The 24,596-nt window shown below is 40.4% G+C and carries 19 protein-coding genes and 1 riboswitch; of the genes, 9 read left to right on the plus strand and 10 right to left on the minus strand.

Annotation, left to right across the window (positions count from 1 at the left end; all coding sequences use genetic code 11):
* Positions 1–5: 5 nt before the first annotated feature.
* From B3600_RS08795 to B3600_RS08805, 3 genes are all read right to left on the minus strand, one after another.
* Positions 6–1,202 (minus strand): PCMD domain-containing protein, encoded by a 1,197-nt coding sequence (locus B3600_RS08795; protein WP_286752722.1) that lies wholly within the window; start codon positions 1,200–1,202, stop codon positions 6–8.
* A gap of 144 nt (positions 1,203–1,346) precedes the next feature.
* Positions 1,347–1,709 (minus strand): MmcQ/YjbR family DNA-binding protein, encoded by a 363-nt coding sequence (locus B3600_RS08800; protein WP_046673659.1) that lies wholly within the window; start codon positions 1,707–1,709, stop codon positions 1,347–1,349.
* A 500-nt stretch (positions 1,710–2,209) separates the two neighbouring features.
* On the minus strand, positions 2,210–2,764 hold the full coding sequence (locus B3600_RS08805) for a thioredoxin family protein (RefSeq protein ID WP_046673658.1): 555 nt from the start codon (positions 2,762–2,764) through the stop codon (positions 2,210–2,212).
* A gap of 227 nt (positions 2,765–2,991) precedes the next feature.
* Here B3600_RS08805 and B3600_RS08810 point away from each other — a divergent pair, with 227 nt between their 5' ends.
* The 3 genes from B3600_RS08810 (at position 2,992) to dnaK (ending at position 8,593) form a co-directional block, all read left to right on the plus strand.
* The gene (locus tag B3600_RS08810) at positions 2,992–5,679 is read left to right on the plus strand and encodes a TonB-dependent receptor (RefSeq protein ID WP_286752723.1); all 2,688 of its coding nucleotides are present in this window, start codon (positions 2,992–2,994) and stop codon (positions 5,677–5,679) included.
* Positions 5,672–6,556, plus strand: a complete 885-nt coding sequence (locus B3600_RS08815; RefSeq protein ID WP_286752724.1) for a GLPGLI family protein — start codon at positions 5,672–5,674, stop codon at positions 6,554–6,556. The genes B3600_RS08810 and B3600_RS08815 overlap by 8 nt, the downstream gene beginning before the upstream one ends.
* Before the next feature lie 132 nt (positions 6,557–6,688).
* Complete coding sequence (gene dnaK / locus B3600_RS08820; protein ID WP_046673656.1) at positions 6,689–8,593, plus strand: molecular chaperone DnaK; 1,905 nt, start codon at positions 6,689–6,691, stop codon at positions 8,591–8,593.
* 109 nt (positions 8,594–8,702) lie between these two features.
* Here dnaK and B3600_RS08825 read toward each other — a convergent pair whose 3' ends face one another.
* From B3600_RS08825 to B3600_RS08835, 3 genes are all read right to left on the minus strand, one after another.
* The gene (locus tag B3600_RS08825) at positions 8,703–9,386 is read right to left on the minus strand and encodes a TIGR02117 family protein (RefSeq protein WP_070570357.1); all 684 of its coding nucleotides are present in this window, start codon (positions 9,384–9,386) and stop codon (positions 8,703–8,705) included.
* 99 nt (positions 9,387–9,485) lie between these two features.
* Positions 9,486–10,397: a sugar phosphate nucleotidyltransferase gene (locus B3600_RS08830; RefSeq protein ID WP_046673742.1), complete on the minus strand. Its 912-nt coding sequence runs from the start codon at positions 10,395–10,397 to the stop codon at positions 9,486–9,488.
* A 133-nt stretch (positions 10,398–10,530) separates the two neighbouring features.
* Positions 10,531–12,072: a helicase HerA-like domain-containing protein gene (locus B3600_RS08835; protein WP_286752725.1), complete on the minus strand. Its 1,542-nt coding sequence runs from the start codon at positions 12,070–12,072 to the stop codon at positions 10,531–10,533.
* A 167-nt stretch (positions 12,073–12,239) separates the two neighbouring features.
* On the opposite strand from B3600_RS08835, the gene B3600_RS08840 reads away from it, so the two are divergent.
* The 5 genes from B3600_RS08840 to B3600_RS08860 all read left to right on the plus strand — a co-directional run bounded on the left by B3600_RS08840 (position 12,240) and on the right by B3600_RS08860 (position 18,171).
* Positions 12,240–12,578: a hypothetical protein gene (locus tag B3600_RS08840; protein ID WP_053003623.1), complete on the plus strand. Its 339-nt coding sequence runs from the start codon at positions 12,240–12,242 to the stop codon at positions 12,576–12,578.
* 224 nt (positions 12,579–12,802) lie between these two features.
* Positions 12,803–14,344, plus strand: coding sequence for a SulP family inorganic anion transporter (locus B3600_RS08845; RefSeq protein ID WP_286752726.1), 1,542 nt, complete (start codon positions 12,803–12,805; stop codon positions 14,342–14,344).
* A 209-nt stretch (positions 14,345–14,553) separates the two neighbouring features.
* Positions 14,554–15,201, plus strand: a complete 648-nt coding sequence (locus B3600_RS08850; protein WP_046673652.1) for a carbonic anhydrase — start codon at positions 14,554–14,556, stop codon at positions 15,199–15,201.
* Between the two features lie 178 nt (positions 15,202–15,379).
* Positions 15,380–17,050 carry a glutamine--tRNA ligase/YqeY domain fusion protein gene (locus tag B3600_RS08855; RefSeq protein ID WP_286752727.1) on the plus strand — a complete coding sequence of 557 codons (1,671 nt, stop codon included), beginning with the start codon at positions 15,380–15,382 and terminating at the stop codon, positions 17,048–17,050.
* 455 nt (positions 17,051–17,505) lie between these two features.
* Positions 17,506–18,171: an OmpW/AlkL family protein gene (locus B3600_RS08860; protein WP_070570317.1), complete on the plus strand. Its 666-nt coding sequence runs from the start codon at positions 17,506–17,508 to the stop codon at positions 18,169–18,171.
* Between the two features lie 144 nt (positions 18,172–18,315).
* Here the strand turns inward: B3600_RS08860 and B3600_RS08865 are convergent, their stop codons facing one another.
* On the minus strand, positions 18,316–21,345 hold the full coding sequence (locus B3600_RS08865) for a DUF2723 domain-containing protein (protein ID WP_286752728.1): 3,030 nt from the start codon (positions 21,343–21,345) through the stop codon (positions 18,316–18,318).
* A 243-nt stretch (positions 21,346–21,588) separates the two neighbouring features.
* A complete protein-coding gene (locus B3600_RS08870) occupies positions 21,589–22,545 on the minus strand; it encodes a methylenetetrahydrofolate reductase (protein WP_046673648.1) in 957 nt (318 codons plus the stop codon).
* A gap of 70 nt (positions 22,546–22,615) precedes the next feature.
* A riboswitch (SAM riboswitch) is annotated at positions 22,616–22,718 on the minus strand.
* An 84-nt stretch (positions 22,719–22,802) separates the two neighbouring features.
* Between B3600_RS08870 and B3600_RS08875 the strand changes: the two genes are divergently transcribed.
* Positions 22,803–22,937, plus strand: a complete 135-nt coding sequence (locus B3600_RS08875; RefSeq protein ID WP_286752729.1) for a hypothetical protein — start codon at positions 22,803–22,805, stop codon at positions 22,935–22,937.
* Positions 22,938–23,007: 70 nt separating this feature from the next.
* Here the strand turns inward: B3600_RS08875 and B3600_RS08880 are convergent, their stop codons facing one another.
* The gene (locus B3600_RS08880; RefSeq protein ID WP_070570361.1) at positions 23,008–23,859 is read right to left on the minus strand and encodes a hypothetical protein; all 852 of its coding nucleotides are present in this window, start codon (positions 23,857–23,859) and stop codon (positions 23,008–23,010) included.
* Positions 23,860–23,969: 110 nt separating this feature from the next.
* Positions 23,970–24,494 (minus strand): ribosome maturation factor RimM, encoded by a 525-nt coding sequence (rimM, locus tag B3600_RS08885; protein ID WP_286752730.1) that lies wholly within the window; start codon positions 24,492–24,494, stop codon positions 23,970–23,972.
* Positions 24,495–24,596: the final 102 nt, after the last annotated feature.

Consider the following 24,596-nt stretch of genomic DNA (forward strand, 5'->3'; position numbering starts at 1 on the left):
TTTCATTACTTCTTCGTTACAATTTTGAGATCATCCACCGTCAACTTACTACCGACAGCACCTATAAAATTATCACCATATTTACTCGAAGACATTACAATCGCAATGCTATAATCCAAATTGGCAACATCAGCTTCGTTTACTTTCGCCGTGTACTTAAATGGCAATGTAAACTTGACAAAATCATCAGCCTTGGTTGCGCCCCCATTTTCCAACCTGGCAATAGCCACAATACTTGGATCTTTTAAAATATTATGTCCCGTCAAATAGGAAACTTTCTTGTTGGGATCAGATTGCGAGTCCATAAGCTGCTTGCGATTATAGAAAACCGCATAGATATCACAGGAATCCTTGGTATTAACAGGTTTCATGTTTTCATCCGTCACCGTTGCGCCAGGACTATACTTATAGTAACCTTCCAAGGCCAGCGGTATCTGATTGAAAGGAAGGCCAAACTGCGTTGCCGATAGCGGGTCTGTCAATACAGGTCCTGTATCAAACGCTCCTATAAAAAGATTTCCGGCAGCAATAGGTTTCTTGAACATCGCCCCAAAAGCACCGGTCAACTTCGTTTCCAATAAAGCCGCTTTCGATCCTGAATGTGCATCCGAACTCGTTTTAGTGGGATATGATTCGGGGTCCTTGGTACCTCCTCCTAAGCTCAATGTCAAGGAGAAACTTGGATTTCCGGAAGCCCAATTATAGAAATCCTGGCCATCAATTTTATTATAAAATATGGTGTATTTATCATCCTTATCAATCGCCGTATCTTCAAAACCATATGCTGTTGGAACAAATCCACCATCTGTTTTCACAATTTTAATCAGGTAGTTTTTTGTAAACTGATGATCTTCGGACGTAACTTTATAATATACGCCGTTTTTTAGCAATTCATCAATAATTACTTTATTCATATCCTGAGTTCCGGCAGGCATTTTCAAAGAATCCTTCAAAAGCTCAATGGATGCACCAGGAGTCAGGTCAAAAGTCATATTCAATTTGGTAAGATCATGAATATTGGGCTGAAGGTAAAGTGTAACTTGCGTATTTGAGATGACCGGGTTCAGCAAAAAGATATCTTCATCGGCATGAACAGCGATAATATCCGCTTCCATATTGAGCGCTTCTTCCTTTATACAACTTCCCAAACTGAAAAGAAGCATAAAACAGATTATCCACGAGTAACTTCGTGTTCGTTTCATAAAAATAATATTTAGTGTAAATTTATCGACCAATGCTTTGAGCAATGCACTGATTTTAGCAAAGCTACCAATCCTAGCCTCAAAAAAAGTCATTTAAACGACTTTTTCTGAATAGACAACTAATTCTTTACACGCAAAGTCCGGTTATAGCCCTTTGACTTCCGATCTGATTTTACTGGGCAGACTTTCAACAATAAGCTGATAGCTGTGTAAAATCAATTCCTCCAGCTTTCTATCATCAATCTCTTGGTTGGCAACCACGGTATTCCAGTGCTTTTTATTCATGTGATAGCCCGGCAGTACGGTATGCTCATAACGTTCCCGCAATTCAATGGCCCTTTCGGGGTTACACTTAACATTAAATCGTAACCCATCAACCTGATCCAGGCCTACCAACAAAAAAATCTTACCACCTACCTTAAATACCAATGTATCTGGCCCAAAGGGAGTCTCCTCCATCACCGGCCCAATCGATAAACAATAATCTCTTAGATCCTCAATATTCATATTTTTTTAGTTTTAGTTGTCGCTCAAGCAAACTGAAAAAGCCACCATAAAAATGGTCCATAATTCATATAAAGCTAACAAAAACACTGGATCGTTTTACTTAAAATCTTTTGATCTTTCGCAAAGGCGACATTAGGTCTATTTGCCCTAAAGAAATTACGTTACGCCGAAAATAGGTCCAAAATAAGCTGGAACTAGACAATAGCAAGAGTCAGATAACTTCAGCCTTTACAGGGATTAGCGACGGACATGAAACGTAGCTTCAGCGGTACTTCTTCGCTTGCAACCGAAGAAGTACCGAACAAGTACCGAGGAAGTACCGAACAAGCTCCGACTAATCTCCGAATATCGTATACTTATCTTACCTGGAAATAGGTTTAAATAGCTCCGGGTTTAACAGCAGTTTTTCAAACCATGCTCAGGAAAGACCAGGTCTATTCCTGAGATGATGATCCGGTTAAACTTAAAAATTGCCAGTCTATTATAAGGATGTAATTTTCTTATTTTTCGAGCAGTGCCTGGATTTCCTTTTGGATTTCGGTTCCTTTATCGGCATTGTACCACTTTTGAATCTCCTCTTTGATTTCGGAGAAATCTGCCCCTTGCGCTTTCATATGCAAAAACAGCTCCTGGCAGGCTTGAGGTCTTGGGCCCCAGACAGCCAAATCCTGCCCCTGTTCGTTACGTATCACCAGAATTGGAATAGATTTGCCTCCGTTTGTTAGATAAGAATCGATCAGAAACGGAGCACTATCACGCAGTTGGATATCCACCGTGATATTGGGATTTTTTGAGGCCATCTTCGCCAACATAGGTACCGAATGCGCCGCATCCCCGCACCAAGGTTCAGTAATAATGATCCATTGTTGCTTTTCAGTAATTGACTCAACAAATTGTTCAAAAGTCGACGTTGGTTCGAAGCGTTTTAACCAACGGCCCATTCTTGTCCAGTTCATTTTTGTGTACTGATAATATTCATCATCTTGATAGGTAGGGTGATTCTCAGGATGATTTAAGATATCTTCGAATTGTTGTAAGTAATTTTCAAACGTCATAATACCAATTTTGTGCAAAGGTAAATTTTACTTCCAACTTTCTCAAACAACCTTCCGCCAACAATCTGTATTGAATGCAATAAAAAATAGGATGCTCAAAAAGTACATGTACAGCAAGAAAAAATGTGATTTCCTCTACCTTATATACCAAAGATTTTACATTCAGAAGAGATGTTTTACATTTATTAACGATTAAGTAAATTATATTTGAAAGATACAACCCGTACATGAAAAGATTAGTTCAATTAATACTTTTACTATTTGTCATCTTCAATAGTGCCTACGCCCAAATAAACATCAAGGGGAGGATTCTGGACAAGGCGGATGACAAACCTCTGACCAATGCTTCAATTATTTTATTGAACCGCGACTCAGTCCTTCGCTATTTTAACAGAGCCAATGAAGAGGGAAAGTTTCAGGTAAAAAATATCAAGCCCGGAAGCTACATTATTTTAGCCACATACCCCAAGTTTGAACTCTACAGTGATACGATCCAAATTGCAGATAAAGATCTCGACTTGCATGATATCAAAATAAATTCCCAAAGAAATGTCTTACAGGAGGTGATTGTTACGCGTCGTCTTCCAATTACACTGAAAGGCGACACCATCGAATATGATGCGGCGAGTTTTGCCACGGAAAAGAATGCGAAGTTAGAGGATTTACTACGTCGTCTCCCCGGTTTTACGGTTACGGGAGACGGAAGTATCACTGCCCAAGGGAAATCTGTACAGAAGGTGTTTATCGATGGGGAGGAGTTTTTTGGTTATGACCCCAAAATAGCCATTCGAAATGTACGTGCAGATGCTGTCGATAAGGTCCAGCTCTATGAAAAGAAATCCGAGGAAGCCGAGTTATCAGGTATCGATGATGGCGTAAGGATCCAAACCGTTAACGTAGTACTTAAGGAGAAAGCAAGAAAGGGTGTCTTTGGAAATATTGAGGCGTTGGCGGGATCCAAAGGATTGTATGCTGGAAATCTGTTCGCGGCCAAATTTAATAAGACCGAGCGAATTGGGATTACGGGCAGTCACAATAACATGGGTAGTTCAAGTGGTCGTGAAGGTTCTTTACGGATGAACAACCAGATTACGGGCGAACCACTGAATACAAATCTTGGAGCAAACTATGAAAATCAGTTCTTCAAAAAGGCCTTAAAAGTAAACGCCAACTATGGTTACGACAACAACAGCAACAAGAACCACTCGGAGACTTACAATAAAAATGTGCTGCCTGATCAATCCATTCAGGAAAAAAACAGTAAAAACGATAGCGAGAGACATAGCCGAAGTAATGGTTTCAGATCAAACCTTAACATGCGACTGGATTCCACGCAAAATATGGAACTCCAATCCAATGCCAATTGGGCTACCAACGCTAATCTAACTTATACAGACAGCAAAACGGGCGATGGATCGGGCAACCCAATCAGTGACTTTAGGGAGAACAATCAATCGAACTCCTCAAGTTCCAACAATAATTTTCGCCTAAATTATAGAAAACGATTAAAAGCGGGGCGTTCTTTAAATGTGATGGTCGGCAATAATCACAAAGAGTCAGATTCAGAGAGTAAAGTCAATTCACGGACTTATTTTTACAAAACCGGGGATAGTACAATTATCAACCAAACGCGACATGGCCGGAATAAAGGCAATGACTTCAACTCTTCGATCAATTTCAACAACCGTATCAGTGACTATATCAATCTGGCTTTAGGCTACAGCTTCAATCATTCGAAGAGTACAAATACCCAAAATTCAATAAACAATATTACACAAAAGTTTGATTCACTATATTCTCAAAACCAGATCGACAATAATACCAATCAAGGTGTGAATGTGCACTTTTCCTATCGCAAAGAAAAGTTGGAGATCAATTTTTCCAACCGTACGTTCTACAAGAATCAACAGTTAAATGATAGTTATAGATCAATTGATCTTGCCCGGAATTTCTGGGATAACAATTTAAATGTTGATGCCAATTATCGCCTTTCAAATAGCAAAAATATACGTTTAGCTTATCAAAGTTCCAATATCATCCCATCGTTTGATCAGTTACAACCACTGCAACCTCAGACCAATCCGTTGTTTCAACAAGTCGGTAATCCCGACCTAAAACGCGCGGTGAACAATAACATTTCGGCCAATTATAACGCGTTCAGTTTATTGAAAGGAACGAATATCAATATCAACGGGAACTTGTCATTTGTTAATAATCCTATTGTCAACAAAACAACCATACTAGACAACTCGGCTCAAATCAGTTCTTATGAAAACCTATCGGGTAAATCCAACTGGAATGGCGGCTTGAATATCAATCATATGCAGCCTTTGGCCAATCGTCGCATCAATTTTAACAAGAGTGCAAACGTCAGGTTTAACAACAGCTACAGCTATACCAAATTTGAAGGCGGACAGTCCGGCGGCGAGTTTCTGCTGAATAATGCAAAGAATACCAACTTTAGTTTAGGTTCTAGCTTAAATGAGCAGGACTCAGAAGGATTCGACTTTGATCTTTCGGCGAATGCTGGTTTTAATGTACAGCAAAACTCGATCAACACCCAATACAACGCAACAAGTTTTCAAGGTGGGAGTTCGGCGTACATCAAATACTTTCTACCGAAGAAGTTTAATGTCATGGCAAACATTTACTATAGCTATACAGGACCTACGAAACTTTATAAAAAATCAATCAATCAATTTTATACCAATATTGAATTAGAGAAAAAAGTACTGAAAGATGAGAGTATGACACTCAGCTTAAAGGCCTTTGACCTGTTCAATACATTTAACAACACACGTCGTAACGCGAGTGACACCAACTATTCAGAGTCCGTTCAACAGGTATTGACACAATATTTTTTGGTCGGTGTAAAATGGGATTTCAACAAATATCTAGGGAAAGGAAATGATTAAAAAAATATATTTGACCGTTATCATCTGCTGCCTGTGTGGTTTATCGCTTCAGGCACAATATGCCTATTTTGGAAGTAGGGGTACGATCAGTTTTGACAAAGTCACGTACACAAAAGCACGCATGCGGCAGCTATCCAACGACATGAGCTCGAAAGGAATGGACAGAGGGATGGGCATGATGGAATATCTCGACAAGATGCCGGATTCACATACGGAAAAATTAAACTTCTACTTTGATGAGAATTCTACCGTGTTGATGCCTGAGGAAAGCGTAGTTAACGAAAAACAACGTGGTGAAGTCAAAATGGCCGCACCTACTATAACTTCGGGCACAGTCAGAGGGGGCAGATCTCAGGGTGCGGTCCGAATCGGAGGAAACCAAAGAGGGCAATTTAGGGGTGGCGCCAACAAGAACGGCAAAGTCCTCTACCAGGATCTGAAAACCGGCACAGCAGACATTCAGCTTGACATCGACGAAAAATATATTCTTTCGGAAACTTTGGACAGCATTACTTGGCGTTTCACGGAGGAATTCCGAAATATCGCCGGAGTAAACTGCCGCAGAGTCAATGGTGCTACCAAAGACTCACTCTATCTGATCGCTTACTATTCGGAAGAGATTCCAGTATCGGCAGGACCAGCATTAAGCCATGGTCTCCCGGGCATGATATTGGGTCTTGTCATCCCTGAAATGCATATTCAATATTGGGCTACAAATATCGCCTATACCAATAAACTTGTTCCTTCTGATTGGCGGGATAAAAAATCAAAAAAAATGAAACTTGCTGAATTTTCGGAAATCTTTGGCAGATATATGCCACGCAATCGCCAAAACGAGTCAGCTAAAAAAAGGATATTAGAGCAACTGGTGTATTGAAAATGTCAGTTTGGCAGTACCTAAGGACAAATTGATGACAAATAGTGTTTTTTTTACAAAACTTTTGGATTGGCATAAGGGTTGATAATAGACTGATAGAATTTATTTAAGTAAAAAATTAAAACACAAGATATGTCTAAAATTATAGGAATTGACTTAGGTACTACAAACTCATGTGTTGCCGTAATGGAAGGTAACGAGCCTGTAGTAATTACGAACAACGAAGGTAAACGTACAACTCCTTCGATCGTAGCTTTCGTAGAAGGTGGCGAGCGCAAAGTTGGGGACCCAGCAAAGCGTCAAGCAATTACTAACCCACATAAAACTATTTATTCCATCAAACGTTTTATGGGACTTTCATACGATGAAGCTGTAAAAGAAGCTGAACACGTACCTTATAAAATCGTTAAAGGTGACAACAATACACCGCGTGTAGAAATTGACGACCGCAAATATACACCACAAGAGATCTCTGCTATGATTCTTCAAAAAATGAAGAAAACCGCTGAGGATTTCTTAGGTCAAGAAGTAACTGAAGCTGTTATTACAGTTCCTGCATATTTCAACGACGCACAACGTCAAGCAACAAAAGAAGCTGGTGAAATCGCTGGTTTATCTGTAAAACGTATCATTAACGAACCTACAGCAGCAGCTTTAGCTTACGGTTTGGACAAAGCACACAAAGACATGAAAATTGTTGTGTTTGACTGTGGTGGTGGTACACATGACGTTTCGGTATTGGAATTAGGTGACGGTGTATTTGAAGTTAAATCTACTGACGGTGACACACACTTAGGTGGTGATGACTTTGATAACGTAATCATCAACTGGTTAAATGAAGAATTCAAAAGTGAAAACAATGGCTTTGACTTGAAAAAAGATCCAATGGCATTGCAACGTCTGAAAGAAGCTGCTGAGAAAGCGAAAATCGAATTATCAAGCGCAACTTCTACTGAAATCAACTTGCCATATATCACTGCAGATGCAACTGGTCCAAAACACTTAGTTCGTTCATTATCACGTGCTAAATTTGAGGCTTTGGCAGCTGACTTGATCAAGAGAACAATTGCTCCTTGTGAGTCTGCATTGAAAAATGCTGGTTTTAGCAAATCTGATATTGACGAAATTATCTTAGTAGGTGGTTCTACGCGTATCCCTGCAATCGTTGATGCTGTAAAAGCATTCTTCGGAAAAGAGCCTTCTAAAGGTGTAAACCCGGATGAAGTTGTCGCTTTAGGTGCTGCGATCCAAGGTGGTGTATTGACAGGTGAAGTAAAAGACGTTTTATTATTGGATGTTACTCCACTTTCATTGGGTATTGAAACAATGGGTGGTGTGATGACTAAATTGATCGAAGCAAATACAACAATTCCAACTAAAAAATCGGAAACGTTCTCTACAGCTTCAGACAATCAGCCATCTGTAGAAATTCACATCTTACAAGGTGAACGTCCTATGGCAAACCAAAACCGTACAATCGGCCGTTTCCATTTGAACGATATTCCACCAGCACCTCGTGGCGTTCCTCAAATCGAAGTTACTTTTGATATTGATGCCAATGGTATCATCAAAGTATCTGCGAAAGATAAAGCGACTGGAAAAGAACAAAACATCCGTATCGAAGCATCTTCAGGTTTGTCTGACGACGAAATCAAACGCATGAAAGAAGAAGCTGAAGCAAATGCTGATGCTGACAAAAAAATAAAAGAAGAAGCTGACAAAGTAAATGCAGCTGACGCTTTAATCTTCTCAACTGAAAAACAATTGAAAGAATATGGCGATAAAATTTCAGCAGATAAAAAAGCGCCAATTGAAGCTGGCTTAACAAAATTAAAAGCTGCTTACGAAGCGAAAAACTTTGCTGATATCGATGCTGCTTCTGAAGAATTGCAAAATGCTTGGAATGCTGCTTCTGAAGAAATGTACGCTGCTTCTCAAGGTGGTGCACAACAACCTCAAGGTGATGCAGGTCAAGCTCAAGGTGGAAACCAAGGTGGTGATGATGTAACTGACGTAGATTACGAAGAAGTGAAATAATCACTCCTCCTCATAAAAAAAGCTCCAGGATTATTCCCGGAGCTTTTTTATGTCTATTACTTTCACTATCTCGTTTAACCTTCACCGCAATACACTTATGCATTTCCAGCTACTTCTTATCCTTATAGTGACTTAAGATTCCTTTGTCCAAAGTAGCCCAAATACCTGCTGGCATCGCCGCTCTCTTTAAGGCATTATTGGTCCAGGTATTGCACGAATAAAACATGCTATAGGCTCCTTTTGCTTCGTAAAAGGCGTCTGAGTCGCCATACTGCGCATCTGTTTTCACCAAAATAGCTTCCGCTTGATTTCGATCCAACGAATCTTCTATATATTTTATCAGATCACGGTATTGGGATTTACTGATCTGATAAGCAAAACATAATTCATCTTGCTGAACCGAATTGTAGTAGGTCACATGAATGGCAGACTCCCCTAATCCAAAGGCAGCCACAAAGGCCGTCGATGCTTTAAGATCCTTCCATTCTGGTGTATCCAAATAGAATCCTTTATCCCCCCAACCGATACCGACATACCGATATCCGCTATGTTTCCCCACCGTATTCCCATAAGGAAATAGTTGCGACCAGTCCATCTCTTCGTTAACGACAGGCAATACGATATCGGTATGAACACCATTGGACTGAACAAAAACCTGAATCGTCTTCTCTTCGTCTATATTTTTCCTTGGAGCCGAAATTCTTGACAAACTGTATTCAGCAACAATATAGAGCACACAAAAAGACAACAATCCTAAAATAAGATAACCAAACACTTTAAGAATTTTTTTCATCAAAGATTTATTTCCGCTCAAGTAATCTAGCGCACAGGTCAAAAAAAAACCTGTATTGCTTGACAATACAGGTGAAAGATAAGCTATTTCTTTTAGCTCTTAAAATAACTTTTCTGGATATACTCCATCAGCCACCAATTTTGAAATTGATTCTTGTACGATAGGTTTATCTTCCTTATAAGTTACGCCAAACCATTTCGAAGAAGTTGGGATTACCTTAAAATCAGCCAATTTATGCTTCACCATATAATCTGGTACAGAAGGAATGAAAAATTCTGCTTTTAAATTTTCCTTATTTTCCTCAACAAATGCAGGGAACATCGCCTGGGCTACTTCGAAAATCTTTGGTGTAAAACCCCAGAAGTTCATCGAAACACGGGTTTTAGGATCTAGATCTGTCTCCACCCCATTTTCCTCATAAACGATTTTGCGATCGTCGCCTTCGCCTTTGTAGTATATATTTGTACGTTCAGTTACACTTTCCATATGTCCAGAAGGGGTAACCTCACATACTCCGCGTGAAACGTAGCCATAATCGGACATGGTATTTCCAACCTGGAAGCCCATCAACGACATTTGTTGATCAGAAACCTCGGTTGTTAAGAACTCGGCCATTTTCTGAAAAGAATCCGATCCGTAGAAATCGTCTGCATTGATTACACAAAATGGTTCATGCACTTTATCTTTAGCACTCATCACCGCATGGGCAGTACCCCAAGGTTTTGTTCTTTCGATAACGTGATTAACACCGAATTTTGTTAGGTCAAAATCTTGAAAAGCGTAATCTACTTCTATTTTACCTTTCAATTTTTCATCAAATACTGTTTTCATCTTTTCCAGAAATTCTTCCCGGATAATGAATACAACTTTTCCAAATCCTGCGCGAATAGCATCGTAAATTGAATAGTCAATAATTGTCTCGCCGTGTGGGCCAAAACCATCTACTTGTTTTAAAGAACCATACCGGCTAGCCATTCCTGCTGCCAAAATCAAAAGGGTTGGTTTACTCATATTTAATTGCGTTAATAGAATTTTCTTTTCGTCCGCAAACTTAGCTAAAATTGCCCTCAAAAGCAAATTTAGCTAAGTTCGGCTCCGCCTTCAAAGGTATAGTATTGAAACGAAAAGAATCCAAAAATTAGTATTATTTCTTTTTTAAGAATGCGTTTAATAAACCCGTCGCTAGTTTGCCCAAAAACTTAACTCCCTCTCTTGCTAAGGTCGTTGTTGCTGTTCGTTGGGCAGCTTCTAGAGGTGTCTGTCTTCTGGAGCTTGGCCGACTTGCTTTTTCCGCTTCTTTTTCCTGGGCCGCGCGTTGTTCTTCCTGTGCTGCAGCCTGCATTCTTTCGTCTATGATTTCAGCCGCAGAGCGATTTTCTAGTCGCTCCTGATATTTTGCCCGCAAATCAGACTGATTGATAATTTGGCTAACCGTTGCATCATCTGCAGGTCCCATAACTGCACGCGCCGGCACCAAATGTGTAGCGACAACCTCTGTAGGAATACCTTTATCATTCAATACTGTGATTAATGCCTGTCCAGTACCCAAAGAAGTCAGGACCTGATCAATTTCATAAAAATCGGATTTTGGATAGGTTTTTACAGTCTTCTTTAAATTTTCAGCATCGTTGGGCGTAAAGGCACGCAATGCATGTTGCACACGGTTACCCAGCTGGGCCAATACAGATTCAGGTACATCGGTTGGAGACTGTGTACAAAAGAAAACGCCGATCCCCTTCGAACGGATAAGGCGAATGATTTGATCCACTTGAGTCAAAAAGGCTTTAGGAGCCCCATTGAACAGCAGGTGGGCTTCATCAAAGAAGAAGACCAACTTGGGTTTGTCCAAGTCACCCACCTCAGGCATATTTTTAAATAGCTGTGCCAATAAGCTCAATAAGAATGTAGAATAAAGCACCGGCTGATCTTGCACGTCAGAAATATTCAATAGGCTAATCACACCCCTACCATCTACCTTCTGAAATAGATCGTTAATATCAAATTCTTTCTCACCAAAGATATGCGCTAGCCCCTGCTGTTCCAATGCGACGATCTTACGCAGGATGGTTCCCGAGCTTGCCGAACTAATCTTACCATAATCACCTTTGATTTCTTCGCTGCCGGGTCCTTCAGAAAGGTAAGTAAGCAGTTTCTTCGTATCTGAGAAATCAATCAACGGCATTTGGTGATCCTGTGCATATTTGAACATCGCAGCCAATACGCCGGTCTGTGTTTCATTAAGTTCGAGTATCCGGCCCAACAAGACGGGCCCAAAATCTTCTACAGTAATCCGCATCGGAATCCCCTTATTGCCGGACAGTGAATACAGTTCTACCGGAAACGACGATGGCTCAAACGGCACCCCCACGGCATTTCCCCGATCAATAAGGGCTTGGTTGGTCACCCCTGGCACTGCTAGGCCCGATAGGTCACCTTTAACATCCAGCATAAATACTGGTACAGAGGCATCCGACAATTGTTCAGCGATCAATTGTAGCGTACGTGTTTTACCGGTTCCGGTAGCCCCTGCAATAAGTCCGTGACGGTTCATCATTTTCAAGGCTAAATTCACTTTTGCCTCTGCCAGAATTTCGCCATTAAGCATTCCCGCTCCCAGATAGATAAACGCTCCTTTGGGATTATAGGAAGCTTGAACCTTCTCTATAAATTGTTCTTTATTTGCCATACAAAAGGCTTAATATTTATAAATCAATAAAAATTGAAAACTTTTCAAAAAATAATCTCTTCGTCACAATTTCGTGCCAAATTTTATTTTTAGTGCACTATTAATTTGAATTTAACATAGAATTACTATTTTTACGATGTAAACAGTAAGATTAAAGGTAATAAAAAATGTTAAATAAGCAGTTTAGATTTGTGGCAGCATTCCTTTGTGCTATCATCTTTTTCACAAAGATGGCCATCTCTATTTCGCCTATTTTTTCAAACAGCTTAGATCAAAGTACCATCTTACAGGTCGTTTTACAACTGGAAATCGAAAACAATAACGGCGCAAGTAATGATACACTTGAAACTGCCTCAAAATTTTTCAATACAAAAACAGAAGAACCTATTGTATTTGAAACCATTCTCGTTGAGAACCAAGGAAAACAGAAGAATTATCTTAAAAATGAGAAAAGCATTTTAGCTTTCCATCCTACGGTTCCAACACCGCCTCCTAACTATTCATAAAGGCATCCCTAGGGATGTATCCCGTCAACCCGCATGCTAAAGGTAAAGTATGTGCGGTAATCTTTGATTTTTCTGAAGTAATCGGCTTTGGCTCTGTTGATGTTATCGTTGATTTGGCTCGGCACTAACGCTTTGTTATGCTGTTGAACGCCAAACGGTATACATGATACAACGCCAGTTAAAGGTCGCCTGATGAAAATTTTTTACAGATAAACACAAATTTTATGTTTGGAACTCGTACGTCGGCTTTTCTGAAACTATCGAAAAGAGACTTAAAATATGACTTCCCTGCTAGTGTTGTGGTGTTTTTGGTGGCACTTCCATTATGTTTGGGAATTGCAATGGCCTCTGGTGCGCCATTGTTTGCAGGATTATTGACTGGTGTAATTGGTGGAATCGTTGTCGCTTCAATCAGTAAATCACCACTCAGTGTAAGTGGGCCAGCTGCTGGTCTTACAGTTATTGTCTTAGGTGCTATTCAGAGCCTAGGGGCATATGAAACCTTTCTACTTGCCGTCGTGATTGCCGGTGTAGTACAAGTTATTCTCGGTATATTAAAAGCAGGGATGATCGGAAACTATTTCCCTTCAGCAGTCATTGTCGGTATGCTTGCTGCGATCGGCATCACAATTATCATGAAGCAGATTCCTTTGGCATTGGGCTTAGTGGAAACACATGCCTTCGAAATGGACAATGGTCATGGTATCGGTGCCTATTTTGACACGATAGCCTCTGCGATCAACTTTGGTGCATTGATCATTTGCGCCTCGTCATTGGCGATCCTAATCTTTTGGCCATCTATTCCAAAGCTCAACAAGGTGCCAGCCCCATTGGTTGTCGTGATGCTAGGCGTAAGTTTAGCTTATCTTTTCAACGGCTCAGCATTCCAGTTGCATGACAAGCAATTTGTACTAGTCCCTATTGTCGGTTCTTTTGCTGAATTCACAGGATTATTTACCCTCCCGGACTTTACACAGATTGTCAACAAAGATGTGTGGATAGCTGCATTTACGATTGCAATTATTGCAAGTTTAGAGACTTTATTGAGCATCGAGGCCGTTGATAAAATAGATCCCTACAAAAGAAATACGCCAACCAACCGCGAACTTGTTGCACAAGGCATCGGAAATATGACCAGTGGACTTCTGGGCGGTCTGCCGTTGACCTCCGTAATTGTACGCTCATCAGCAAACGTCAATGCAGGCGGAAAAACAAGGCAATCTGCCATCATGCATGGTATATGGCTATTGGTCGCTATGCTCGCTATCCCAACAATGCTGAACATGATTCCTTTGGCCTGTCTGGCGGCCATCCTTCTCCATACAGGATATAAATTGGCTAAACCAAGTCTATTCACCTCAATGTACAAAAAAGGCTTAGATCAATTTATCCCATTTTTTGTCACCATTGTAGCGATTGTGTTTACCGATCTCCTTATGGGGGTAGGGATAGGTATTGTCGTGGCGACATTCTATATCTTAAGAGCCAATATGAAAAATGCTTTTAAATATAATATTGAAAAAGACAATGAAGAAGATAAGGCTGTCATTACATTAGCGGAGGAAGTATCATTTTTGAACAAGGTTCCTATCCAACAAAAATTGTACAGCTTACCAAAATCGATCAGTAAGATCCGAATCGATGGGACATTCAGTAAATTTATAGACAAGGATGTCATCGAAGTCATCAAAGATTTTGAACAGAATGCCAGAAGTAAAGGCAAAGACATCGAACTTTTGCAGGTGGTGTATAAGAAACCTTCATAGGATACGGACCTTTGACGTATCTCGTAAGCCATTCCCTTCCATTGGTCGGCTAGCAAGCTGGATTGAAATGGGGGAGAGACGGTTATTGAATAGCAAGAACAGCTATTCAATAAAAATAAGTTGTTTGAAGTAAACAATGAATTTAGACATTTGTATTATTATAATAAAATTGAAACGATGCCTTCGGGCAAGAGTGAAATAAGAAGAATATGGAAAATAAAGATTTAAAAATAGGATTTGACAATATCATTAAGGGAAATAAAGAGTGGATGGAGTTTGTAAAGAATGATGCTACAGGGCGGTTCCAACAGCTTTCTAAAGGTCAAAATCCAGAAATTCTTTGGATCGGTTGTGCCGATAGCCGAGTACCTGCAAATGAATTGACAGGTACAAAGCCTGGAGAGGTATTCGTTCATCGTAATATTGCCAACATGGTCATTCACTCCGATATGAGTATGCTTTCCGTCTTAGACTATGCGGTCAATGTTTTGAAAGTAAAACATGTCATTATCGCAGGTCACTATGGCTGTGGTGGTGTAGCAGCCTCTTTAAGCCGCAAGCAGTACGGTATTATTGACAACTGGTTGGGTCATATCAAAGATGTATATCGCTTACACAGTGCAGAGATTGATGCGATCCAAGAGCATGATAAAAAAGTAGATCGTTTAATCGAGCTCAATGTACAAGAGCAAGTTTTCAATCTGTGCGCGACGTCAATCATTCAAAATGCATGGAAAGAGCGTGATGATCTTGCCGTACACGGCATGATTATCAATATCGGCACTGGAGAATTGATCGATCAACACTGTACGTTTACCAATAATGACGAGCTAGGTGAAGTCTTCGCTTATAAATAGCGTAGTAATAAAAATCGGTAAAAAGGGACGAAATTTCGTCCCTTTTTTATTGTGGGTCCAAACCTTATTACGTCTTCCCATTCTTACCGATACAGCCAGCACATTCAATCACTCATACTAAGGCGAATATCTACGATCTCCTAGCTAATATCTCGCTACGAATAATTAACTTTGTATTATGAGTGAAGAAAAATCATTAAATTTTATCGAGGAAATTGTCGAAGAGGATCTTCGAACAGGAAAGCATGGCGGACGTGTATTGACACGTTTTCCTCCTGAGCCAAATGGTTACCTCCACATTGGTCACGCCAAATCCATCTGCTTGAATTTTGGATTAGCACAGCAGTATAATGGCAAGACTAATCTACGTTTTGATGACACTAACCCTGTCACTGAGGATACCGAGTATGTTGAAAGCATCAAGAAAGATATTCAATGGCTTGGATTCCAGTGGGCAGAGGAATTATATACTTCAGATTATTTTGAGACACTATATCGTTATGCCGTTGAGCTAATAAAAAAAGGTCTAGCTTATGTGGACGACAGCACTGCTGAAGAAATTGCAGCAGCAAAAGGTACCCCAACAGAACCCGGTGTTCCGACACCATATCGCGACAGGTCTATTGATGAAAATTTGACCTTATTCGCAGATATGCGCGCCGGTAAATACCAAGATGGCGAAAAAGTACTTCGGGCAAAGATTGATTTGGCTAGCCCAAATATGCACTTGCGCGACCCTTTATTATACCGCATCAAGCACGCTCATCACCACAGAACGGGGAATCAATGGTGTATCTATCCGATGTATGATTTTGCACATGGCCAATCAGACTCCATTGAGAAAATTACACACTCCATCTGTACATTGGAATTTATTCCACATCGCCCACTTTATGATTGGTGTATAGATAAATTGGAGATTTTCCCTTCCAAACAATACGAATTTGCACGCTTGAATATGACCTATACTGTCATGAGTAAACGTAAATTACTGCAACTGGTCAATGATAAGTTTGTTGAAAGCTGGGACGACCCGCGCATGCCTACGATCTCAGGATTGCGCAGAAGGGGGTATACACCGGCGAGTATCCGCAACTTCTGTGAAAAAATCGGTGTTCAAAAACGTGAAAACATGATCGATGTCAGTCTTTTGGAATTCTGTATCCGTGAGGATCTCAACAAAACGGCATGGCGCAGAATGGCTGTCCTTGATCCAATCAAATTGGTGATCACAAACTATCCTGATGGTCAGGTAGAGGATCTTATTGGTGAGAATAACCCTGAAGTCGAAGGCGGTGAAGGTTCACGCTCCATTCCATTTTCAAAAGAGCTCTGGATAGAGCGCGATGATTTTATGGAAGATGCACCAAAAAAATTCTTCCGTTTGGGCCCTGGGCTTTCCGTACGTTTGAAACATGCTTACATCGTTACCTGTCATGATTTTGTGAAAGATGAAAACGGAAACGTGACGGAAGTTCATTGTACCTATGTTCCAAACTCAAAATCAGGAGAAGATACTTCAGGATTAAAAGTTAAAGGAACAATCCATTGGATCTCGGTTCCACATGCGAAAGAAGCCGAAGTAAGGTTGTACGACAGATTGTTCAATGATGAAAATCCTGCCGCTGCAGAAGATTTTAAAGCATCGATCAACCCTGAAAGTTTACATATTATCCAACGTGCTTACATTGAACCGGATCTGGCTAACGCTACGCCTGGAAAGGGATATCAATTTATACGATTGGGTTATTTTACATTAGACACACAGTCAACGCCAGACCATCTAGTCTTTAACCGTACGGTTACATTAAAAGACTCCTGGGGTAAGGAAGTGAAGAAAAATGCGTAAAACCGTAACTCCTAAAATAGAACAGGTCGGATTTATTCCGACCTGTTCTATTTTAGAAGCATTCCTATTCCATTCAATATGCATTGACATGCCGGATTTGTATCCCCATTAACCCTGCTAAACGAAACTCCGGTCCCCTCTTGCCCCCAACTCTCCTAGTAGTTATTCTGGTGCACAATCCGCAGTTGCGCGAATGACATACTTTCATAACGTTTGCTCGTGCTCAGGCGAGACAAATGCGTGTAATAGGCCTATTATCCCAATGTGGCTTGAAAAACTATTACAGCGGATTTACACCTACCCATACTTTCCTATTTTTTACAACAGTAATTTATAAAGGTACATCATCTGCAATAGGAAAAACATCGTATCATTCATTTTTCAACCTGATTATCGTCACTCTTTTGCCGTGATTTTAGCAATAGTTTTACAGCAAACAAAATACCCTTAATGATATGAAAAAGCTACTTTTAATTGCACTAACACTTACCCTAGGCGCACTAAGTTTACAGGCACAAACAATCCCTAATCAACGCTGGCAAATGAGACTCAGAGGTGTGACAGTCATGCCAAACGAATCGGCCAAGATTAATACCATAGGCGGAGACGTCGACATCAATACGAAATTTATCCCTGAACTTGACTTCACCTATTTCTTCACAAAAAACATTGCGGCGGAATTGATCCTTGGGACTACAAAACATAAAGTTAATACAACAGGTTCGAATTTAACTGCCATTGGTGGCAGTCCATCCAGCAATGTGGATCTTGGGAGTGTATGGCTCCTCCCTCCCACACTGACAGCGCAATATCACTTCCTCCCCGACGGTGCCATTAAACCCTATGTAGGAGCGGGAATAAATTACACCATATTCTATAGCGTCAATGCGGGGCAGACGGTTAAAAATGTAAAATATGATAATGCTTTCGGCTTTGCGACTCAACTGGGAATTGATTTTAAGCTATCTGAAAAATATTTCGTGAATTTAGATGCTAAGTATATTCTTTTAAAGACCGATGTCAATGTGGATGCGTCAAACCTCGCCCCCAACCTATCCATACCGGCAAAAGTTGACATCAACCCATTCCTGCTCGGCTTTGGAGTCGGCATGAAATTTTAATAACTCGGCTCATTCCCTATCCTATATGTATTGAGGCCTCTTCCAATATTTTAGAAGAGGCCTCATCTGGTTTCTTATCTCAAATACGTTGATCCAATGCCCCATTAGGCGTGCCTGGTAATTTGGTTCAGTTCATCATCAAAATTATTCTACGCCGTACCAATTTTGATATTGCTGTCTCAACTGCTCAACACGTGCCAATCGTTTGGTATCCTTTGCTTCCAATAAAATAGCCTTATACCGGTCTACAGAGTCCAAGCCGGTCTGAATATCATTCCACTCAAAGCTCAGGTTTTTCTTATCCATTACCAATTGATGTAGGTATTCCATATTTTCAGCAACATAATCAAGGTTCCGGTCCATCATCCTGTTGGCCAGCTGAGGTTGCCCCGAGCGATACAGACTATCGATAATATCGGCATAATTGATGGCGTCCGACATCGCATATACGCGATCGGGCAATTGATCGTATGCTTTTTTTGCCACCTCCCCAGCTTGTTTGACCTGGCCATTGGCTAAAAGCATTCGGGCAGCTTTTCCAAATATATCACGGGCGTACATGCTTGCAAAGCGGAACGAATCTGTATCCAAGTATTGTGCATTTTTAACATTACCCCAATGATACGTATGCATAATATTGCTATATAACGCCTCCATATTAACTAGCCCACCCTGCTCACTTCGTTTTCCTGTCGACTGATCTGTAGCAGTGACAGGCATCAATCGAGAAGTAAAGCCCTCATTGACCAGGTATTTATCCAGTCCCAACTTAATATCACTTGGCAGCATATTCGAAAAATATATCGGTCTGTCCCAATGATTATTTTCAAGCACGGATAACAGGGTTAAATCCGACCTGGTCAGATGATCATTCGGAATTTCCCATTCCATTGCAGAAACTATAGCTCCCTGAAAATACGCCGGAACCGCATTTTTCTTAACCACCTCGTCTTTATCAATGCGCAATTGGACTTTCTTGGAAGGGAAATAGTTTTCCATATCACCGGAATTCAGCTGAACTTTATACTCCGGATCATCCGATGTGACAAACTGCAATAACTGCTGTATATCTACCGCATTGTCAAGTTGTCTATCTACGAAAGGGATATAATCACGAACGCCTTTTTTCGTCTTTTCAGCGGGAATCGTCACGGGGAGCCCTGCCGCTTGATACGTGGGTTGTTTGGCCTGTTGCATATACCAATCGCCTGTGAGATAGCTTAAAACGACAACCCGAACATCCGGACGTACGCCCTCTACTTCTTGCAAATACCATACAGGAAATGTATCATGATCGCCATAGGTAAATAGAATAGCATTTGGAGCACAGGATTCCAAATAATTGCGTGCCATATCCCTTGCCAACGATTTCTCGGACCGATTATGATCATCCCAGTTTTGATGAGCCAAAATAATAGGGCCTCCCAACAGCGCAAAAGAAATACCTGTCGCTAAAGCGTAACGTGTTTGTACAAAACGGTTGAAAAACCGAACAAATGCTATTACTCCCAGCCCAATCCAGATCGCAAAAGCATAGAAAGACCCCACGTAAGCATAATCTCGTTCCCGGGGTTGCATAGGAGTTTGGTTGAGATAAACTACGATCGCTACCCCCGTAAACACAAACAGCAAGGTCAGTACCAAGGTATAAGATTTATTGTTTCGGTACAACCAGATCGCACCAGCTATTCCGAGTAGCAATGGAAGAAAAAAATAAGTGTTCCGGCTCGGGTCATGCTCCTGCGATCGAGATATTTTATCTTGCCCCCCTAAACGCCAATTATCCAATGGTCTGATCCCCGACAACCAGTTGCCGTCACTATAGGTCCCATATCCTTGCCTGTCATTCTGTCTACCCACAAAATTCCATAAGAAATATCGGGTATACATATCTCCCAGTTGAAAATTAAAAAAGAACTTAAAATTATCGGAAAACGTTGGCTGTTGCCCTTCTTTCAAATTGAGGTAACTTCTGTAATAAGCTTGATGGCTTCCATCTTGGCTATAGATACGCGGGAAAAAGGTTTCCTTATCAAATTGATATTTGTCTACCTGTGTGAAGGGAACATACTCCGACTTATCTTTCCGATAGCTCGTCTTACTATCGACGCCAACCACTTGCGAGTCATAATAAGGTCCTTTGAGTAACGGTTCCCGTATATATTGTTCACGGCTCAAATATCCTAAAAAAGAAAATACATTATCCGGCGCATTATTGTTCAAGGATGGATTTGCTTTCCCACGGATCATGACCATGGTGTAGGAACTGTATCCAAATAAAACAAAACAAAGAACCAGCAAGGCTGTATTGAGTGTATATTTCTGCTTTTTATAGGAATAATATAGACCGTAAATTATCAATCCCCCCAATAATAGGCACGAGAAAAAAATTCCGGTACCAAATCCCATTCCCAATGAGTTCACAAATACGAGATCCACTTTAGCCGCTAGACCGACTAACCATTGAATAATTCCCCACAAAACGGCCCCCAAGATCAGCACTCCGACGAGGAAAGCTTTTATTGTCCCTTTCGCATTAACCTGTCGCGCTCTTCGGAAATAAACAACCATCGCGATAGCCGGGATTGCTAAAAGATTTAATAGATGCACTCCGATCGAAAGCCCCATAACAAAAGCAATAAAAACCAGCCAACGATCGCTACCGTCTTCATCTGCACGGACTTCCCACTTTAAAATTGCCCAAAATACAACTGCTGTACATAAGGAAGACATTGCATAAACTTCAGATTCTACTGCCGAATACCAAAATGAATCGCTGAAACTAAATGCCATTGCACCGACAACTCCTGCGCCGAAGATCTGCAGGTAGGTTGACAAAGAAGCTTGTTTGTCTTTGTTGAGTAGCTTTTTAGCAATGGCGGTTATTGTCCAAAATAAAAAGGTAACAGTAATTCCACTGCAAACTGCAGAACCTATATTCATCCAATAGGCGATCTGCCCCTTATTCCCTAAAGCGAGATTAGAAAATATATTCTGAATAAGAAGAAACAATGGTGCTCCCGGTTGATGTGCCACCTCCAATTTATAGGCACAGGCTATAAATTCACCGCAATCCCACCAGCTTACCGTCTTTTCAACTGTAGCGATATATACACAGGTGGCAATTAGTCCGCAAGCAAAACCGAGTAGAGAATTTAATCTATTGTACGTCATAAGGTCAATTGGTCTATTGTTAAAATCCTTTTTAGCACTTTAAGTTAAAAAGTTATCCTGACTCCGACACACGAATTAACACTATTTAACACCAGTACCTGACTGTAAACAGGCTATTCAACACTGAATATAGAGATCGACCTAAACCACGCTGCCGAGACTTTCAACCTATTTCAGGCTTTCACAATGAATATTATCATAAAAAAGGGAGCTTATCTGCTCCCTTTTTTATCATTTTATGAGTTAGGCTAGTTTTTCAACAATCTTCTTTGTTGGACCAGGATTACTCATCGTATAAAAATGTAATACCGGAGCGCCAAATTTAATCAGCTCTTGGCATTGCTGTACCAACCACTCTTCACCTACCTGTCTGACGTCGGCATTCGTTTTACATGCCGCGACAGCGTCACTCAGTTCCTCTGGAATATCTAAATGAAAAATTCTTGGCAAGGTCACCAATTGCTTTTTTGTTGTCAGTGGTTTTAATCCCGGAATAATAGGCACATGGATTCCATTGTCCCTACATTTTGTTACAAATTCCTTGTATTTTTCAACATTAAAGAACATCTGAGTCACAATAAACTCTGCTCCCATATCGACTTTTTGTTTCAGATATTTAAAGTCAGTATTGAAATTTGGAGATTCAAAATGCTTTTCGGGATACCCGGCTACTCCGATGCAAAAATCAGTCTTTTCCGACGTGATAATGTCTTCATGCAGATACTTTCCTTTATTCATATCGGTTACCTGTTCCAATAGGTCTGTTGCAAAAGCATGTCCACCATCGGTTGGTATAAAATCGGCATCGCCCTTACGTGCATCACCCCGCAACACCAAAACGTTATCTATCCCCAGGAAGTTCAAATCGATCAATGCATTTTCAGTTTCCTCTTTTGTAAAACCCCCACATATCAAATGTGGCACCGCATCCACTTTATATTTATTCATGATGGCCGCACATATCGCCACTGTCCCAGGACGTTTACGATAGGAAACACGTTCCAGTAATCCACTCGCATGCTCTTTATAGATATAATCTTCCCGATGGTAGGTGACGTCGATAAAAGGAGGTTTAAACTCCATCAGTTCATCCATGGTTTTAAAAATACTTTGGATGCCCTGCCCTTTCGCCGGTGGCAATAGCTCAAAAGAAAACAATGTTTTTCCTTTGGCATTCTGGATATGATCGATAATCTTCATTAAAAAACTGTTTTTAGTTTGGTTGGCTTACATCGAAACGCACACGTCGAGGAATCGTTTATCTACATGTAACTTATCTTTCCCACATGGAGTAGGGTAGAATTTAGCACCTTGAACAATACAGGTTGCTAAGGCTTCAACGGGTCTATTCCCTCGGCCTTTCTCTATAAGCGTTGCTAATATCGTTTTAAAAAATCAAAAGACAAAAATATTTTTTCGAAAAGGCAAAAATAGCAGCAAAAAGACTTCAATAAACGATGTTTCAACGTCACTTTAGCTTTGTGTCCATGCAACGACAGGATTCTTCGCCCTACCAAGAGTTTCAACGTCACTTTAGCTTTGTGTCCATGCAACGACAGGATTCTTCGCGCTACCAAGAGTTAAAGACCTAGAAAAACCAGTAGAATTAACGATCGAGGATCATAGACAGCGAAGAGATTGACTATGCCACAAGAACATTGGCTAAAGATTAGCTGCCAAAGAATTCCGTAAATTTTTGAGATAAAATGTGATCAATAAGAGTCCCCGAACATGGTACTCTTCTTTCGATCCATATTTAAATCCGTCAAATAAATAGTGATAGGCGACTAATGCCTCTTTTTCGTTGTAAAATAATTCCTTCCAAGAATCAGGAACATCTGCCCATGCCTTGAGCACAATGCCATTCTCGGCATAAATAATTGGTGATTCGACACCATCCATTCGATAATCGTGATGGGTGCCAGAGCTTGATATGTGTTGGAAATAAGCGATAGAATAATCTACAAAATTCAAGGCCCTCGCTTTTATCTCCTTTTCACTTTCTGATTTTACCGGAGCATTTCGCCATAAATTCACTTGGCTATCAAATTTACTGGGCGTTTCCCGGATAAGGGTTTTATCTAACACAAAGTTGATATAAAGTCTTTCACTAGTGGGTATACGTGCTGAGCTAAACTGTGAAAAATCACCTCTCAGCTGAACAAAATCTTTTTTTATTTTAACAATATCCAAAGCGACACTACCTTTTTTCTCATCCGTCAATTCTAATCTATCACCGTCAAATTTGTACTTACCAAAGAGTAAGATATCATCAATCGCCATGACAAACTGGTCCTTATCATGAAGCGAAAGAAAGGATCGGTATAGAATAGGATCATTACCATAGGTATCTGCCTCCACATTTTGGGGAGATTCTCTTTTTAATTTATGATACTCATCATTTGGATAGCCCAATATCATTTGGTAGTTACCTTCAGGAAACTCCTTTTTCTTCCCAAAGAAAGTACACGAAGACAATGAGAGTGTGAATAACAGCAGTAATAACGGTTTCAAAATCAATTAATAATTATGGCCAATAGTAATATTAATATATAAGGACCAAGATAAGAAATTACTGCAATAGTAAGTATAGGATATTCAATTGAATAAGCTTGGGGATATGCCTATTCCTTATACAGATCGACCAATCCCTCAGGCAATTCAACTTCAATGATCTCCTCTTCGCCATCAATTCCTAAGATCAAATCGTCGGACAGCGGAAACATCAGTTCTTTGCCATCCATATCTACTGTGGCGACAAATTGTTGTGGGAATTCCTGAACATCTGTTATTTGCCCCAGTTCGCCATGGTTTTCATCGATCACTAAAAATCCGATTAAATCAGTATATCTAAAATCATCCGGGTCGCGCTCGGGCATTTTATCATTGGAAAGATATAGCTTTTTACGAACGAGTACCTGAGCCTTATCGATATGATCCACATCCTCAAATGTTACATAAGCAGTGCTATTTTTTTGAAATTTAATGGCATCAACAAAATAAGGAACAAGCTTTTTGTTCAGTTCCACAAAGACAACATCGATATCCAAACTCTCGTATTCTTCGAATTCAAAAAACAGTTGTACTTCTCCTTTAAGACCTCTTGTTTTACTGATGTAACCGATGTAAAAGCATTGATCAATAGTCATATTTTTCTTATTTGGCGATTAGCTGTGAGACATGATTTGGCAAACGATTAGCCTATTGGCTGTTTCAAAAAAAGCCGGCTCAAGATTGAGTCGGCTTTCTCG

It is taken from the genome of Sphingobacterium sp. UBA2480 (assembly GCF_002341965.1).
Lineage (GTDB): Bacteria > Bacteroidota > Bacteroidia > Sphingobacteriales > Sphingobacteriaceae > Sphingobacterium > Sphingobacterium multivorum.

Bases quoted from the DNA above. Each gene is read 5' to 3' on its own strand.
- B3600_RS08795 (WP_286752722.1), bottom strand. From the start codon at position 1,202: ATGAAACGAACACGAAGTTACTCGTGGATAATCTGTTTTATGCTTCTT.
- B3600_RS08800 (WP_046673659.1), bottom strand. From the start codon at position 1,709: ATGAATATTGAGGATCTAAGAGATTATTGTTTATCGATTGGGCCGGTG.
- B3600_RS08805 (WP_046673658.1), bottom strand. From the start codon at position 2,764: ATGACGTTTGAAAATTACTTACAACAATTCGAAGATATCTTAAATCAT.
- B3600_RS08810 (WP_286752723.1), top strand. From the start codon at position 2,992: ATGAAAAGATTAGTTCAATTAATACTTTTACTATTTGTCATCTTCAAT.
- B3600_RS08815 (WP_286752724.1), top strand. From the start codon at position 5,672: ATGATTAAAAAAATATATTTGACCGTTATCATCTGCTGCCTGTGTGGT.
- dnaK (WP_046673656.1), top strand. From the start codon at position 6,689: ATGTCTAAAATTATAGGAATTGACTTAGGTACTACAAACTCATGTGTT.
- B3600_RS08825 (WP_070570357.1), bottom strand. From the start codon at position 9,386: ATGAAAAAAATTCTTAAAGTGTTTGGTTATCTTATTTTAGGATTGTTG.
- B3600_RS08830 (WP_046673742.1), bottom strand. From the start codon at position 10,397: ATGAGTAAACCAACCCTTTTGATTTTGGCAGCAGGAATGGCTAGCCGG.
- B3600_RS08835 (WP_286752725.1), bottom strand. From the start codon at position 12,072: ATGGCAAATAAAGAACAATTTATAGAGAAGGTTCAAGCTTCCTATAAT.
- B3600_RS08840 (WP_053003623.1), top strand. From the start codon at position 12,240: ATGTTAAATAAGCAGTTTAGATTTGTGGCAGCATTCCTTTGTGCTATC.
- B3600_RS08845 (WP_286752726.1), top strand. From the start codon at position 12,803: ATGTTTGGAACTCGTACGTCGGCTTTTCTGAAACTATCGAAAAGAGAC.
- B3600_RS08850 (WP_046673652.1), top strand. From the start codon at position 14,554: ATGGAAAATAAAGATTTAAAAATAGGATTTGACAATATCATTAAGGGA.
- B3600_RS08855 (WP_286752727.1), top strand. From the start codon at position 15,380: ATGAGTGAAGAAAAATCATTAAATTTTATCGAGGAAATTGTCGAAGAG.
- B3600_RS08860 (WP_070570317.1), top strand. From the start codon at position 17,506: ATGAAAAAGCTACTTTTAATTGCACTAACACTTACCCTAGGCGCACTA.
- B3600_RS08865 (WP_286752728.1), bottom strand. From the start codon at position 21,345: ATGACGTACAATAGATTAAATTCTCTACTCGGTTTTGCTTGCGGACTA.
- B3600_RS08870 (WP_046673648.1), bottom strand. From the start codon at position 22,545: ATGAAGATTATCGATCATATCCAGAATGCCAAAGGAAAAACATTGTTT.
- B3600_RS08875 (WP_286752729.1), top strand. From the start codon at position 22,803: ATGTTTCAACGTCACTTTAGCTTTGTGTCCATGCAACGACAGGATTCT.
- rimM (WP_286752730.1), bottom strand. From the start codon at position 24,494: ATGACTATTGATCAATGCTTTTACATCGGTTACATCAGTAAAACAAGA.